This window comes from Thalassobacter stenotrophicus, assembly GCF_001458315.1.
Classification (GTDB): Bacteria; Pseudomonadota; Alphaproteobacteria; order Rhodobacterales; family Rhodobacteraceae; genus Thalassobacter; species Thalassobacter stenotrophicus.
This window is the reverse complement of record NZ_CYRX01000008.1, coordinates 57885-71426: the sequence shown is the minus strand read 5'-3', so window position 1 is coordinate 71426 and position 13542 is coordinate 57885. Positions and strand designations below refer to the sequence as shown.

Annotated in this window: 15 protein-coding genes and 1 tRNA gene; 3 read left to right on the top strand and 13 right to left on the bottom strand. The window is 58.3% G+C overall.

Features of this window, described 5'->3' with window-relative positions; translation table 11 throughout:
* The first annotated feature begins 64 nt into the window (after positions 1-64).
* The 3 genes from nusG to galU all read left to right on the top strand — a co-directional run bounded on the left by nusG (position 65) and on the right by galU (position 2500).
* Positions 65-577 (top strand): transcription termination/antitermination protein NusG, encoded by a 513-nt coding sequence (nusG, locus tag THS5294_RS01530; RefSeq protein ID WP_058122343.1) that lies wholly within the window; start codon positions 65-67, stop codon positions 575-577.
* Between the two features lie 40 nt (positions 578-617).
* On the top strand, positions 618-1601 hold the full coding sequence (gene galE / locus THS5294_RS01525; protein ID WP_058122342.1) for a UDP-glucose 4-epimerase GalE: 984 nt from the start codon (positions 618-620) through the stop codon (positions 1599-1601).
* Between the two features lie 74 nt (positions 1602-1675).
* The gene (gene galU / locus THS5294_RS01520; protein ID WP_058122341.1) at positions 1676-2500 is read left to right on the top strand and encodes a UTP--glucose-1-phosphate uridylyltransferase GalU; all 825 of its coding nucleotides are present in this window, start codon (positions 1676-1678) and stop codon (positions 2498-2500) included.
* 3 nt (positions 2501-2503) lie between these two features.
* Here galU and THS5294_RS01515 read toward each other — a convergent pair whose 3' ends face one another.
* From THS5294_RS01515 to rseP, 13 genes are all read right to left on the bottom strand, one after another.
* Positions 2504-3286: a YdcF family protein gene (locus tag THS5294_RS01515; protein WP_058122340.1), complete on the bottom strand. Its 783-nt coding sequence runs from the start codon at positions 3284-3286 to the stop codon at positions 2504-2506.
* Between the two features lie 11 nt (positions 3287-3297).
* The gene (locus THS5294_RS01510; RefSeq protein ID WP_058122339.1) at positions 3298-4056 is read right to left on the bottom strand and encodes a glycosyltransferase family 2 protein; all 759 of its coding nucleotides are present in this window, start codon (positions 4054-4056) and stop codon (positions 3298-3300) included.
* Between the two features lie 120 nt (positions 4057-4176).
* Positions 4177-4617 carry a type II toxin-antitoxin system VapC family toxin gene (locus THS5294_RS01505; RefSeq protein WP_058122338.1) on the bottom strand — a complete coding sequence of 147 codons (441 nt, stop codon included), beginning with the start codon at positions 4615-4617 and terminating at the stop codon, positions 4177-4179.
* The gene (locus THS5294_RS01500; protein WP_058122337.1) at positions 4617-4871 is read right to left on the bottom strand and encodes a type II toxin-antitoxin system Phd/YefM family antitoxin; all 255 of its coding nucleotides are present in this window, start codon (positions 4869-4871) and stop codon (positions 4617-4619) included. The genes THS5294_RS01505 and THS5294_RS01500 overlap by 1 nt, the downstream gene beginning before the upstream one ends.
* Positions 4872-5193: 322 nt before the next feature.
* Positions 5194-5270, bottom strand: a tRNA-Arg gene (locus THS5294_RS01495).
* A gap of 40 nt (positions 5271-5310) precedes the next feature.
* Positions 5311-6489: a lipid-A-disaccharide synthase gene (gene lpxB, locus THS5294_RS01490; protein WP_058122336.1), complete on the bottom strand. Its 1179-nt coding sequence runs from the start codon at positions 6487-6489 to the stop codon at positions 5311-5313.
* Positions 6486-7394 carry an LpxI family protein gene (locus tag THS5294_RS01485; RefSeq protein ID WP_058122335.1) on the bottom strand — a complete coding sequence of 303 codons (909 nt, stop codon included), beginning with the start codon at positions 7392-7394 and terminating at the stop codon, positions 6486-6488. The genes lpxB and THS5294_RS01485 overlap by 4 nt, the downstream gene beginning before the upstream one ends.
* Positions 7391-8188: an acyl-ACP--UDP-N-acetylglucosamine O-acyltransferase gene (gene lpxA, locus THS5294_RS01480; protein ID WP_058122334.1), complete on the bottom strand. Its 798-nt coding sequence runs from the start codon at positions 8186-8188 to the stop codon at positions 7391-7393. Before lpxA ends, THS5294_RS01485 begins: the two co-directional genes overlap by 4 nt.
* 2 nt (positions 8189-8190) lie before the next feature.
* The gene (gene fabZ / locus THS5294_RS01475) at positions 8191-8667 is read right to left on the bottom strand and encodes a 3-hydroxyacyl-ACP dehydratase FabZ (RefSeq protein ID WP_058122333.1); all 477 of its coding nucleotides are present in this window, start codon (positions 8665-8667) and stop codon (positions 8191-8193) included.
* A gap of 111 nt (positions 8668-8778) precedes the next feature.
* Complete coding sequence (locus THS5294_RS01470) at positions 8779-9462, bottom strand: OmpH/Skp family outer membrane protein (RefSeq protein ID WP_158508572.1); 684 nt, start codon at positions 9460-9462, stop codon at positions 8779-8781.
* Between the two features lie 16 nt (positions 9463-9478).
* Complete coding sequence (bamA, locus tag THS5294_RS01465; RefSeq protein ID WP_058122331.1) at positions 9479-11794, bottom strand: outer membrane protein assembly factor BamA; 2316 nt, start codon at positions 11792-11794, stop codon at positions 9479-9481.
* Between the two features lie 170 nt (positions 11795-11964).
* Positions 11965-12093 carry a hypothetical protein gene (locus THS5294_RS18680; protein ID WP_268873740.1) on the bottom strand — a complete coding sequence of 43 codons (129 nt, stop codon included), beginning with the start codon at positions 12091-12093 and terminating at the stop codon, positions 11965-11967.
* 111 nt (positions 12094-12204) lie between these two features.
* Positions 12205-13539, bottom strand: coding sequence for an RIP metalloprotease RseP (gene rseP, locus THS5294_RS01460; protein ID WP_058122330.1), 1335 nt, complete (start codon positions 13537-13539; stop codon positions 12205-12207).
* Positions 13540-13542 lie beyond the last annotated feature (3 nt).

The following is a 13542-nucleotide window of genomic DNA, read 5'->3' as shown; positions in this document are numbered from 1 at the left end:
AGCTGATTTGCATCCGCTCAAATGTGAGCGATAAGGGCCGAAACTACATTACTTAGGTTACAAGATGACATTCCACGATCGCGATACGAGCTGGTTTCTGGCACAGCTCAAGCCGAACTGCGCCAACATCGCGGATAAGAACCTCAAGCGCCAGGGCTTTAACACCTTCCTACCAATGGAGGAGGAAACGAAGCAGCGGAATGGCAAGTTTGTCACCGCGATGCGGCCACTGTTTCCAGGCTACATCTTCGTGGCCTTCGATGTGGCCCGTGGGTTCTGGCGCACTGTGAACTCAACATATGGCGTCACCCGGCTGGTGAGCTTCGGCAAAGAGCCGACGGCAGTCCCACTGGATTTGGTATCGCAGCTGCTGATGCGCTGTGATGCAAAGGGCAAATTGCTGCCCGCAAAGCTTCTGAAGCCCGGGGACCAGGTGACCCTGACCAAGGGACCGTTTGCCAATTTTGTGGCGGAGGTGGAAAAGATCTCGCCGGATCGGCGCGTCTGGGTCCTGATGGAGATCATGGGCCGTCAAACCCGGGTTGCAGTTGGGGCGGATCAGTTGCGGGCTGTTTGAAGCCGGGTATTTCAGAAACGCGCATTTGAAGGGTAATAACATGAAACATGTCTTGGTCACGGGCGGTGCTGGCTACATCGGCTCTCATGCCTGCAAACTGCTGGCGAAGCAGGGCTATATCCCGGTGACCTTCGACAGCCTCGTCACCGGCTGGGCTAGTGCAGTGAAGTTCGGACCCTTCGTACAGGGTGATCTGCTTGATCGTGCCGCGCTGGATACGGCGTTTGCCAAATATGAACCCGTGGCGGTGATGCATTTTGCGGCCCTGAGCCAGGTGGGTGAGGCGACACGCGAACCAGGCCTCTACTGGCGCAACAACGTGCTGGGCTCTCTAAACCTGGTCGAGGCTATGATGGAAGCGGGTTGCAAGCACATGGTGTTTTCCTCGACCTGTGCAACCTATGGCGACCAAGACGGCGTAGTTCTCGATGAACAGAGCGCCCAGATGCCGCTCAACGCCTATGGCGCTTCCAAACGCGCGGTCGAAGAGATCCTGCGGGACTTTGGTGTGAGCCACGGCCTTGAGGCGGTGGTGTTCCGGTATTTCAACGTTGCGGGCGCCGACGTTGAAGCCGAAGTCGGTGAATGGCACCAACCAGAAACCCACCTGATCCCAGTGATGATCGATGCCGCCGCTGGCAAACGGGACGCCCTGACCATCTATGGCACGGATTATCCAACGCCGGACGGCACCTGCGTCCGCGACTACGTTCATGTGATGGATTTGGTCGATGCCCACATCAAGGGCCTTGAATGGCTGCTCGAAGGCAAAGGCCGCCGGGTGTTTAACTTGGGAACAGGCACTGGCTTCTCAGTCAAAGAGGTGATTGCCGAATGTAAGGCAGCCACGGGCCATCACGTCCCACATAGCTTTGGCCCGCGTCGAGCGGGTGATGCTGCAGCGCTGGTTTCCGGGAGTCGACGTGCGGCTGAGAAATTGGGCTGGTCGCCAGAGCGCTCGACGCTGCAGCACATGATCGCAGATGCGTGGCGCTGGTATCAAACCGGTGGGTATTCCGCGTGACGCCCAAGTTTACCCCATAACTCACCAATCCCGTATTTTTAACACAAGACGACGTTCAGAAAGTCTCCCCCAATATGAAAACCGTTCGCAAAGCTGTATTTCCTGTTGCCGGTTTCGGCACCCGTTTCTTGCCGGCCACCAAGGCCATGCCGAAAGAGCTGCTGCCGATCGTAGACAAGCCCCTCATCCAGTATGCAGCCGAAGAAGCCATCGCGGCTGGGATAGATACGCTGATCTTTGTGACTGGACGCAACAAGCGGGCGATCGAGGACCATTTCGATAGCAATCAGGAAATGGAGTCCGCACTACGGGCCAAGGGTAAGACGGATCAAGCCGACATGGTGCGCAACATCCTGCCGCATGGCGTCGAATGCATCTTTGTGCGCCAACCAGAGCAGCTGGGCCTGGGCCATGCCGTTCTTTGCGCCGAACGCGCTGTGGGCAATGATCCCTTCGCGGTTCTCTTGGCCGACGACTTCCTGACCTATGAGGGGGCGGGCGTGACCGCCGATCTGGTCAAAGGCTATGAAGCCTCTGGGCGAACGCAGCTGTCGGTCATGGAGGTCAATGGGCCCGACATCTCGAAATACGGTGTGGTGCAGCCAGGAACCGCCGCAGGCAGCGTTGCTGGCCTTGTCGAAAAGCCCGCCTTCGAGCAGGCGCCGTCAAATCTGGCCTCAATCGGCCGCTATGTCCTGACGCCTGACATCTTCGATATCCTGCGTGGCCAAGCGCCCGGCGCCGGTGGTGAAATCCAACTGGCCGACGCGATCAATTCCCAAGCTGCTGCTGGACAGGTGGAAGCCGTGACGCTGAACGGGCAACGGTTCGATTGCGGATCTGTGAAAGGGTTCCTCGAGGCCATTATGCATGTGGCGCAGCGCGACGGGTTGGTTTGATCGTCAGCGGCCCGTCACGCGATAGGCCAGTCGTCCCACCCATTCCTTGATGGCAATGTTCAGAATTTCGAGATTGCCGGCAAGGTTCCAGCCGATGCCATCGATGAAACTTCCCGTTCGATAGTCGACTGGGTGGGAGATGATCTGGCTCCACCCAGCGGCGTCAAAGCTGGCAAGCGCTCGGCCCATGTGAAATGCGCTTGTCACAAGAAGCCAGGTCTCGTCAGGTACTGGCGCCGCAACCTCATAAGAAAACCGCGCGTTCTCGGCTGTGTTGCGTGATTGGTCTTCCCATCTGATCCGGTCCGGGTCGATGCCCAAAGACACGAAGAAATCCACCGTGACGCTTGGGATGTTGGGCTGCCCCAAGACGGTGTTCCGCAGACGGCCGCTGCCGCCAGAAAACACCAGACGCGCCTCCGCGTGCGCAATTGCAATCGCGGCAGCCGCTGTCAGTCGTTCAGCAGCTTCATTGAGTTGTGGCTCGCCCCAGGCTGCAGTTGCCCGTTGATCTTCGACGCCACCGAGAACGACGATGCCATCGATTTGTGAGGGAGCCGCTCGCGGTGGAAATTCCATCTCCAGCGGTCGGAGCAAGGCCTCGCCAATGGGGAAGACGCCGATCCCCAGCAGCGCATACAGCGTCGCACCGCCACTCCAGCGTGCCAAACGCGGGCGTGCAAAACGTCCTGCGGCCAGTGTCACGACCATTCCAATGACCAGCCAAGTTTCCACCTGCAGGGCCAGCCCAATGAGCTTGGAAAGGATGAAGAAGGCCGTGTCCATCGCTTCGCAGATCAGCTGCGCTGCGGGCGCACCAGAAACTGGCCGACCTTCGAGAGGTTCTTGAACGCCAGCGTGTGAAGACCGCCCAAGCGGTTGCGACGAATGGCCAGCATGTCCTCTTCCATCTTCTGGCGGATCTTAGCCCAGTTGCGGTTGCTAACACCGCCAACCCGCATCTTGTAGAGCACCTCCGGGATATAGACCGACTTACCCGTCGCCTGCGAGAAATACCGCAGGATGAAATCGTAATCGGCCGCGATGCGCATGTTCTTGTCATAGGTTCCGAAGCGCTCGTAGACCTCGCGCCGCAGGTAAAGCGTGGGATGCGCTGGCATCCAGCCATACTTCAAGCGCCGCGGATGAAACGCACCGGTCGACCAGTGCCGAATAACCCGAGACGTGTCAGCTTGCGAGACATAGACAAGATCGCTGAACACGGCCTCAACCGCAGGATCTGCAAACGCCGCCGCAATCCGTGCCAGCACCCCGTCATGGGCGAGAAAGTCATCGCTGTGGATGAAGCCGACCACATCGCCAGTTGCGTTGCGAACGCCCTTGTTCAGGGCGTCGTAGATTCCCTCGTCTGGTTCGCTGATCAACCGCATCCGGTCATGGCCAGCACGCTCAATGGCAGCCAGCGAGCCATCCTTTGATTTTCCCTCGACCACCAAATGCTCGACGTCAGGATATGTTTGCGCGGCGACGCTGGCGATGGCCTCGCCGACGGTCGCTTCTGAATTGTAAACAGCGGTAATGACGGAGATTTTCAAAGGCAGGGTCTCAACAACAGAAAACGTGACACGTCTCTACATGAAACTGGCGTAGGGTGAAACGCGAAGATGCAGTCGCGGCAAGGCAAATTCGGTGAGGTAAATTAACCAGTGTCAAAGTTAGCTCGGGGGTTGTGCGGCGCCGCTTTGCCATGGGTCGATTAAAGACCCCCGTGTCGCTGCGAAGTCCATCAGGTTGCGGGTGACTACTGTCAGACCATGCTCCAAAGCCGTTGCGGCAATCAACGCGTCTCGCTCAGATTTTGGGTTGGGAACATGAAGCCGGGCACAGCGTCTAGCGATGGCAGCATCGACGCTGAGTGTCCGCTCTTCAAATTCGGGACACACTTGGGTCTCAAACCAGGCGCGCAGTCGCACCCCCTGTTCCGCATCCCGCCGCTCAACCCGCAAAATACCGATTTCCAACTCCATCAAGGTCAAAGCTGAGATGAACATTTCGCCTGCATCAATCTTGCTTACCCAAGCCACAACGGCAGCGTCAGCTTTGCCGTCTCCGACCTTTCTGAGCTCGGAGATCACATTCGTGTCGAGAAGATACATCAGTAGAACTCAACCTCGCGGGCCTTCAGCCCCAATTTCTCGGGCTCGAAAGGAATATCCGATAGAGATGGAGCTGCCAGAACTGCAGCTAGGTTGCGAGGGCCTCCACTGAGGCGGCGGTACTCGGCCCAGCTGAGCAGTACGTGCGCTGGTCGACCGCGATCGGTTATAACCACGGGCCCTTCTTCGGCCGCGCGCTTGGCGCGACCGACATCCTGATTGAGCTCTCGGCTCGAAACTGTAAGTACACCCATCACATCCTCCACAACCTATGTAGGTTCATTACTACAATTCGCGCAGCACTGCAACAAGACCAGCAGTACAGATTGTGCCCAAGGTATATTTCTGCTGTTGTTACGGTATTTTTGGATTGGTTCGCGGCCAGAGCAGTTTGGGGCGAATAACTTTCGAACTCATGGCCGGATAAATGATTACAATAACTTAAGTGATGGAGAGGATTCGCCGCCAGACCCATCCCCACCGCCACTACCCCCATGACCCCTTTTCAAATTGAGCAGATAGTCCAAGCCGACGCCGCAAATGTGGCGTTTTTGTTTGTTTTGACATTTGAGAGAGTGGCGCACCCATCAGGATTCGAACCTGAGACCTCTGCCTTCGGAGGGCAGCGCTCTATCCAGCTGAGCTATGGGTGCCTAGGAAGGCTGATACCTTGGGACTTTCCGTCCCGCAATGTCAAAATGCGCTGATTTGGTTGAGAACTGATCGCGCGGCGCGCAAACCGGGTGCTTCGCCACCCCGGCCCAGACGTTTCATAGCCAATTCGGCCATCTCGGCTTGGGTTTTGCGGGCCTGCGGATCGTCGATCAAAGTCAGCAATGCATCGGCAATCGCCTTGGGCTGACACTCTGCACCCAAAAACTCAGGGATGACGCGGCTTTCCGTGACGAGGTTCACGAGAGTGACCGTATCAATCTTAAGCTTACGAGCGATGATCTGACGTGAAATCCAATTCATATCGTAAGCGATCACCATGGCTGTCTTCGTCGCCGCAAGCTCTAACGATACGGTGCCCGAGGCTGCCAGCGCAGTATCGGCGGCAGCGAAGGCAGCTCGTTTGTCGCGAGCGGCGATGTCACGGGGCACGTCACGTGGATCAAGCACGATGGGGCTGCCGGGCCAATTCCGGACCGCGTCCTGCACCGCACTGGCAACACCGGCCACGGTTGGGACGACCACGCGCAAATCGGGGTGCTTGGCGCAGACGCGGCGCAAGGCCTCACCAAAGGGTGTAGCGAGCCGCGTGACCTCTGACCTGCGTGAGCCGGGTAGCACGAGCATAAGTGGCGCATTTTCAACACCGTAGGCATCACGGAAGGCCGCAACCTCAGTCGGCGTTGCGAGTGGTTCGGTAGTAACCGGATGCCCTACGAAATCACAGGTCATGCCCGCACGTTCCATGTAGGGCGGCTCAAACGGGAGCAACGCCAACACGTGATCAATGGACCGCGCCATTTTCTCGGCGCGATGCTCCCGCCAAGCCCAAACCGATGGGGCCACGTAGTGGACGGTCTTCAGGCCGGGCAAACGGCTTTTGACCTTGCTCGCGACGCGAAGACAGAAATCAGGGCTGTCGATTGTGATCAGCACGTCTGGCGCGGTCTGTACGACGGCATCGGCGCATTCCTTGACCCGCGAGAGCAGCCCCGGCAAGCGAGGCAAAACTTCGGTCAGGCCCATGATGCTCAGCTCTTCCATCGGAAAGCGGCTTTGTAGCCCCTGCGCCGACATCTCGGCACCACCGACGCCCTCAAAGCGCACATCTGTGGCAAGTGTCTTTAGGCCCGCCATCAACGCAGCCCCCAACCGGTCCCCCGAAGGTTCACCTGCGATGATCCAGACCTTAAGGCTCACGCGCTCTCTACCGAGATGAATATGCCTGCCTTTTCAGCGGCCTGAAGGGTGCTGTTGAGATTAAGAATGAATGCGCCACCCGCCTCAAGAACGATCCCATTCAGCTTGGCCTCTACCACGCCGCGAACCGTTTCAGGACCGATTACGGGCATGTCGATGCGAGTATCCTGGCCGGGTTTGGCCCCTTTGAAAAATATCCCCCCACTGGGTCTTGCAAAATCGGCCGGGGGCCGAGCGGCCTTGGGCGCATCAGGACCGGAGAGCCAATCCGAAACGCTACCAAAAGCCCATTCCAACGGATCGCCGGGATCTTTTTGTGGGGTGACTGGCTGAGCAGGAGGCCTAAGGCTGCGGAGCATCCAATCGGTGCCGGGCAACGCCTCCACCGCGAGGACTTGGCCCCGCGCAACGACGCATCCCTGTCCCACATCGACCGCCGAGATCGCGGCATGCACGGCGCGCGCGCGGCCGACGTCAGCCTTGTCCTGATCGGACTGCGTTCCGACCAACAGACCCTCAGCCGGCAGCAATTCGGGCGCGATATCCTGTGCGCCGATCACCTGCATTCCGGCTTCCTCGAAGAAGCTGATAACTGTGCGCAGCGCGCCGTCATCACCGGCCTGAAGAGCCTGCAACATGCGCGGCACAAGGGGCATGGTCTCGGCATCAATTTGCGTAGCATCAATCGGTGGGCGCGCAATCGCACCTGCAAAGCAGACCTTCGTCACGCCATCGCGTTTGAGGCCTGCGATAAAGCTGCCCAAAGTCTCAATCCGAAACGTCTGGACCGGACCGGGCAGCGACGGCGCATATCCGTCCAGCGCGCAGAGCCGCCAGTCCTGACCCTCAAGCGCCTGTGCAACCACCTGCGGCAGCGCCCCTTGCCCTGCAATCAACGCGATCATTTTGGCGTCAGAAAATTGCGGTCAGAGGCGCCCATGATAAAGCTAACCATCTGTTGCACATATTCGCTGTCGTTTTCGTCGCCAATGCGCTTAGCCCGCTCCGTAAAGGTGCCTTCGCCCTGTTTCAGCGTCAAAAATGCGGCCCGGAGTGCGGTGATATCCTCACGCGCGACGCCGCGACGTTTGAGGCCCACAAGATTAAGGCCATCCAATTCACCGCGTGGTCCTTGGACAAGACCGTGGGGGATCACGTCATTTGTGACCATCGACAGCGCGCCGATAATCGCGCCGCGCCCCACGCGCACCCATTGGTGAATACCCGACAGCCCACCGACGATTACATCGTCCTCAAGCACACAGTGACCAGCGCAGGCAGAGTTGTTCACCACAATCACGCGGTTTCCAATGATACAATCATGGGCAATATGGCAGCCCGCCATGAACAAACCGTCATCGCCGACGCGGGTCACACCACCGCCCTGCTCGGTCCCTGTGTTCATTGTCACGTGCTCACGGATGCGATTGCGCGCGCCGATGATCAGCTGGGTCTTTTCCCCGTCAAACTTCAAATCCTGTGGGATTTCACCGATAGACGCGAAGGAAAAGATGACAGTGTCCTCACCCACCGAAGTGTCGCCCGCAACCACCACGTGCGACTTCAGTTCAACACGATCCGCGAGTCGCACATCCGGCCCAACAACACAAAACGGGCCGATGCGAACGCCCGCGCCGATTTTGGCACCGGGCTCAATCACGCTGGAAGGATGGATCGTGGCCGTGGGGTCAATCGCCATGCTCATGCGTCCTTCGGCAGGTCCATCATGGCGGTAAACTCGCACTCAGCGGCCATCTCGCCTTCGACTGTGGCTTTGCCTTCGAACTTCCAGACTTTGCCACCGGGTTTGCCGCGCGTCACGGACACGGCCATTTCAAGCACATCGCCGGGCACGACTTTGCGACGGAACTTACATTTGTCGATGCCCATGAAGTAAACCAGCAAGTCCTTGTCGGCCATATTCATCGACACACCGACCATAACGGCGGCTGTTTGCGCCATCGCCTCAATGATGGTGACGCCGGGCATAATGGGCGTCGCGGGGAAGTGACCCTGAAAATGCGGCTCGTTGAACGTCACATTCTTGATCCCGATAGCCGAGGTGTTGGGAACGATATCACGCACCTTGTCGACCAGCAAAAACGGGTAACGATGCGGGATAATCCGTTGAATAAGATGGATATCAGCCTCGGTCGGGATGGCGGGGGTGTCGGTCATGAATGCTCCTGACGGATGGGTCGTGTGCCTGCTATTTGCAGTCTGCGCGATTGTGCGGCGCCGATGCAACCCGGGCGAGCCGGGCAAAAGGCGCTGCGTTATGGGGTCGGTTTAGTCGATACGAACGGGGCTTTCCACCGTGTTGTCGTCGGTCCCAGGCTCCGGGGCGCGGGATTGGGGGGCTGCGGGGCGTTGCGTCGGCACTTGGACCTGTGCGTCCATCATTGCCTCTAGACCAGGGCCTGCCCCAACGACCCGATCCACCTCGGCGATGGCACGCAGGGTGATGTCCACTTGGTCAGCCGCCGCCAAAACGGTGCGACGGTCCAAAACCACTAAGGCGCCCGTGCGTTGCGCCAGATCGGTCAAAACCGGACCTGCGAATTCAAAAAACAACTGAGAGGCCTGTTCGGCCTGTTGCGCAAGCGCCCTGCCCTTAACGTCTTGGGCCTGACGAATTTCCTCGACGCGGGTGTCGAACTCATCAGCCATGGCCCGAAACGCGGCTGGATCCATCTGCCCACGCTGATCTGTCAGAACTTGTTCCTCGGCAACCAAGGCCGCTTCTATGCGTCGGTTCTCAAGTGATAGCGCCTGTGACGCGGCCTCAATTTCACGCCGAATGCGTTGCCCAAAAAGGCTGTTCGTATAAAGCGCGTCGCGGTCCAGCACCACAATCGCGAGACGCGGAATCTCGGGGAGTGGCGCTTGGGCCACCGCAGGCACCATCGGTAGCCATGTAAGAGTGGCCGCCAACACCGTACGGGCTAAGGCCCGACCAGACGCGCGCCGCATCACGTCCCGCACGGGCCTAGAACCGTGTGCTGATGGTGAAGTCGAACGACTGCTCGCGGTCAGCGGTTTCTGCGTTGACAGCATTGGTAAAGTTGAACCGCAGCGGGCCGATTTGAGTGTCCCACAACAGGCCAAACCCAATCGTAGAGCGCAGCTCAAAGCTGTCATCAACGATATCCGCACCCGTGGGGCCGCCGTTCACATTATCCAAACCCCAGACGGACCCCATGTCATAAAACACAGCCCCTGAGATGCCGTATTCTTCGGGCACAAGGTTGATTGGGAACTGCGCCTCAACTCGTGCGGCAAAGTAGTTGTTCCCGCCCAAGGGGTCGTTGCCAGCGTTCAAATCACGCGGACCGATGCCCGAGCTTTCGAACCCGCGCAAAATGTTCTGTGAGTTGAAAAAGCGGTTGGATTCCCGTGAGACTGTATCCCCGAGCGACGTCAGGTTGCCGCCCTCCACTGTGGCCAAAAGCAGGACATCACCGTTCCAAACAGTGGTTTCACCCGCTAACCGGAAGGTCGACTTGATGAACTCTTCATCACCGCCGAGGCCAGCGAATTCTTGTCCGAATTGCAGCAGCACACCCGCATCCGGGTTCAGCCCCACGTTGCGCGTGTCATAACGCCAGCGATACCCAATGGCTGAGGTGTCGGCCGTGCCCTGCTCATCCTCGATGATCTGCGAGATAGTCGCAACGCTATCGGGCGTCAGCGTATCGCGGGTAAAGCTGTAGCTCATCCGCAGGTCGCTATATTCACCGGTGGGAAAGCCCAAACCGACCGACGCGCCAACGCTGCGCGTATCGAATGCGCCGTCTTCGCTGTCGGTTGTGCGGTAGAACACGCTGAAGGATGCCGCCAAATCCCGATTGAGGAAGAACGGCTCGGCGAAGGTCAGCTGCGAATTGGCGTTGTCACTGCTTGTGTCGAGCGTGAAGTTTACGACCTGACCACGCCCAAGGAAGTTTGTCTCCCGGAAGGTGAGCGCGAGGCCGACACCGTCTTGCACCGAATAGTTGGCCCCAAAGCCAAGTGAACCGGTTGGCTGCTCTTCTACATCTACATCCACAATGACTTGCGAGGGGTCTGAGCCTTCACGCGCAGAAACGTCGGATTGGGTGAAATACCCCAAGGCACGGATACGTTCCGCAGCCAAGCGAATGGCACGTGGGTTGAAGGGGTCCCCCTCAACGGTTGCAAATTGGCGACGAATAACGCGGTCCAGCGTGGTCGCGTTGCCTTCGATATCAATGCGCTCCACAAAGACGCGCGGCCCACGTTCCACGACGAAATCGATGTCGAGCGTGCGGGCTTCGTCATTGCGGGTGACACGGGGCGTCACGCGAACAAAGTCGAGACCCTGTTGCAAGGCCAGCAATTCGAGCCGTTCGATGGTCGCATCAACCGCTTGGGGCGAATAGGTTTTACCCTCGCCAATCCGAATTTCGTCTTGGAACTGATCCGGGTCCACGTCGGACAAATCAGACGACGCCGTCAGCGCACCAAAACTAAACTGCTGCCCCTCTTGAACGCGAAACGTCAGAAAGAAACCGTCCCGCTCAGGGCTCAGTTCTGAGCTGACAGAGAGAACTTGCGCATCCACGTAACCACGTGCCTGAAAGAAATCGCGCAAGAGTTGACGATCAAACGCGATCCGGTCGGCCACAAACGTGTCAGAACGGATCAGCGCGCGAAAAATACCAGCCTGCGTGCTTTCAAGGACGCGGCGCAAACGGCGGTCCGAATACGCGCGGTTGCCGACAAATGACACGCGCTCAATCTCAACGGTGCGCCCTTCCGAAATCTCAAACACCAAATCGACACGGTTGTCAGAGCGGCGAATGATCTTGGGCGTGACACTCGCGGTCAGACGGCCTTGGTCTGCATAGGCCTGGATGATGGTGGCCGCGTCGCGCTCTGCCTGTTGGGGCGAAAACACACGCCGCACTTGGGACGTGACCAGCGATTGCAGAATTTCCGCATCGAGCCGGTCGTTGCCCTCGAAGTTAATCTGGTTGATGGTCGGAAACTCTTGGACAACCACAATCAGACGGCTGCCTTGGGGCACCAACTCAACGCTCTCAAACAGGCCCGAGTTTTGCAGCCGTTGAAGCCCGTCATTCACACGGGCCGCCGAGACGGATTGGCCAGTCGGCAGGTCAATAAAGCTAAGGATCGTGGCATCTTCGATGCGCTGGTTACCCTCGATCTCAAAGCTAGAGAACTGGAAGGTTTGCGCTTGGGCCGCGCTAGAAACGATCCCAGCTGTTAAGACCGCAAGGCCCACTGCGCGCGCGCGCCGCGTGAGGCTAAAATGCCTATCCATGGTAATGCCCCGCTCGATTGCATACTACATCTTCTTTGCATCTACCGCAGGCCCGGGACCATGTCAAAACCCACTTTGCCGCAAAAGCCTCGCTTTGCGGGCCTTTGCCACAGTAAAATTAACCAAGATGAACGCAATCAGCGTAGGCAAGCTACTGCGACATCCGCGACTTACATCAACGCTGCAAAGTAAGTGGCCATCAAAAGGGCGAACCCGACCATCAAAACCGAAAGAAACCGATCCGCGTTCAGACCGAAAAACAAGGACAAGCCCCGGTATCCATCGTGAATGTGTTTCATCACAAACGCCTCCGCAATTCAGCAATTCAATGCGAGCAGTCTAGTTGCTGAATTGGGCGGAAATGCGGCGTTTCAGGTCAACAATCGTTTCAATTGGCCCGAAATAAGCGCCTACGGGCAGAGAAAATCGTTCATTAGGGCGAAAACCATCAACGATCCCATCAGCATGATACCAACTGTCATCATGACGTTCAGTGTCTTGTCCGAGGGCGGTTTACCACGCACGGCTTCATAGGCGTAAAAGACCAAATGCCCCCCGTCGAGGACGGGAATGGGGAACAGGTTCAGCAGGCCCACGGCGGTCGAAAGGACCGCAATGAACCAGATAAACTCACTGGCCCCCATAGCAGCGGTGTCCGCAGCGGCCCCCGCGATCCCGACAGGACCCGACAGGTTACAGGTCGAAATCTGGGCAGTTATAATATGATAGAGCGCCGAGAGCGACGAATTAACGATGAACCATGTCTGCTCCGCCCCATATGTGATCGCGCTCAGGGGACCCATAGTCTCAGTCTCAGGCTCAAAAAATAGCCCGCCAGAGATGCCGATCAGCCAGCGTGTCTCAAATCCGCCCTCGGCGAGCGGCAGGTCGACACGGCGTGGGCTGAGCGTGACATCCAGCGTCTCCCCTGCGCGCCAAACCTCTAGGTTGAGGGGGGCACCGCCTGAGGCCGCTACGATCTCTCGCAACTGGCCAAAGGCATGGATCGGCGCGCCATCTACTGATTTGATGACATCGCCTTTCAAAAGGCCCGCGTTCACGGCAGCAGATCGCGGCTGCACCGCGTCGATGACCGACACCAATGGGAACGTCGCCTCAACCTGAAGCGAAGCGCCATCCCTTACGATATCGTAGGTCACGTTCGTCGCAGGCGTCAGCTCAGAGGCCGTTACCAAGACGTCCTCCATCGTGTCCACGGCGACGCCATCAATTGCCGTAATCATATCGCCCGGTTGCAGCGTCGACCAATCTGCAGGCAGCGGCTTGAGTATCCCAACGATCGGATCATCCGTCGCCCGGCCTGCGATGCCGACAAACACAGCAAAAATGGCAATCGACATGATGAAGTTGAACACTGGCCCCGCCGCAACTGTTGCGGCACGAGCTGCTAAGGGCGCGCCGGGCATTGTGCTGCGCCGCTCTGCGTCGGTCATCGTTTGGACCGTGCCGTCACCGCCGACCGAGGCCGCATTCGCATCACCTTTGAATTTAACGTAGCCCCCAAACGGCAACGCCGCGATCTGCCAAACTGTTCCGCGTTTGTCTGGACGCGCCCATATCACAGGGCCAAACCCAATCGAGAACACCTCGGCATGGATGCCGCACCAACGACCGACGATGTAATGCCCATATTCATGGATCGCGACGATGACCGATAGGGCAACGACAAAGGCAAGCAGGGTCCAAACAAGACCGCCGAACTGGGGCAGCAAACTAAAATCCAAAAG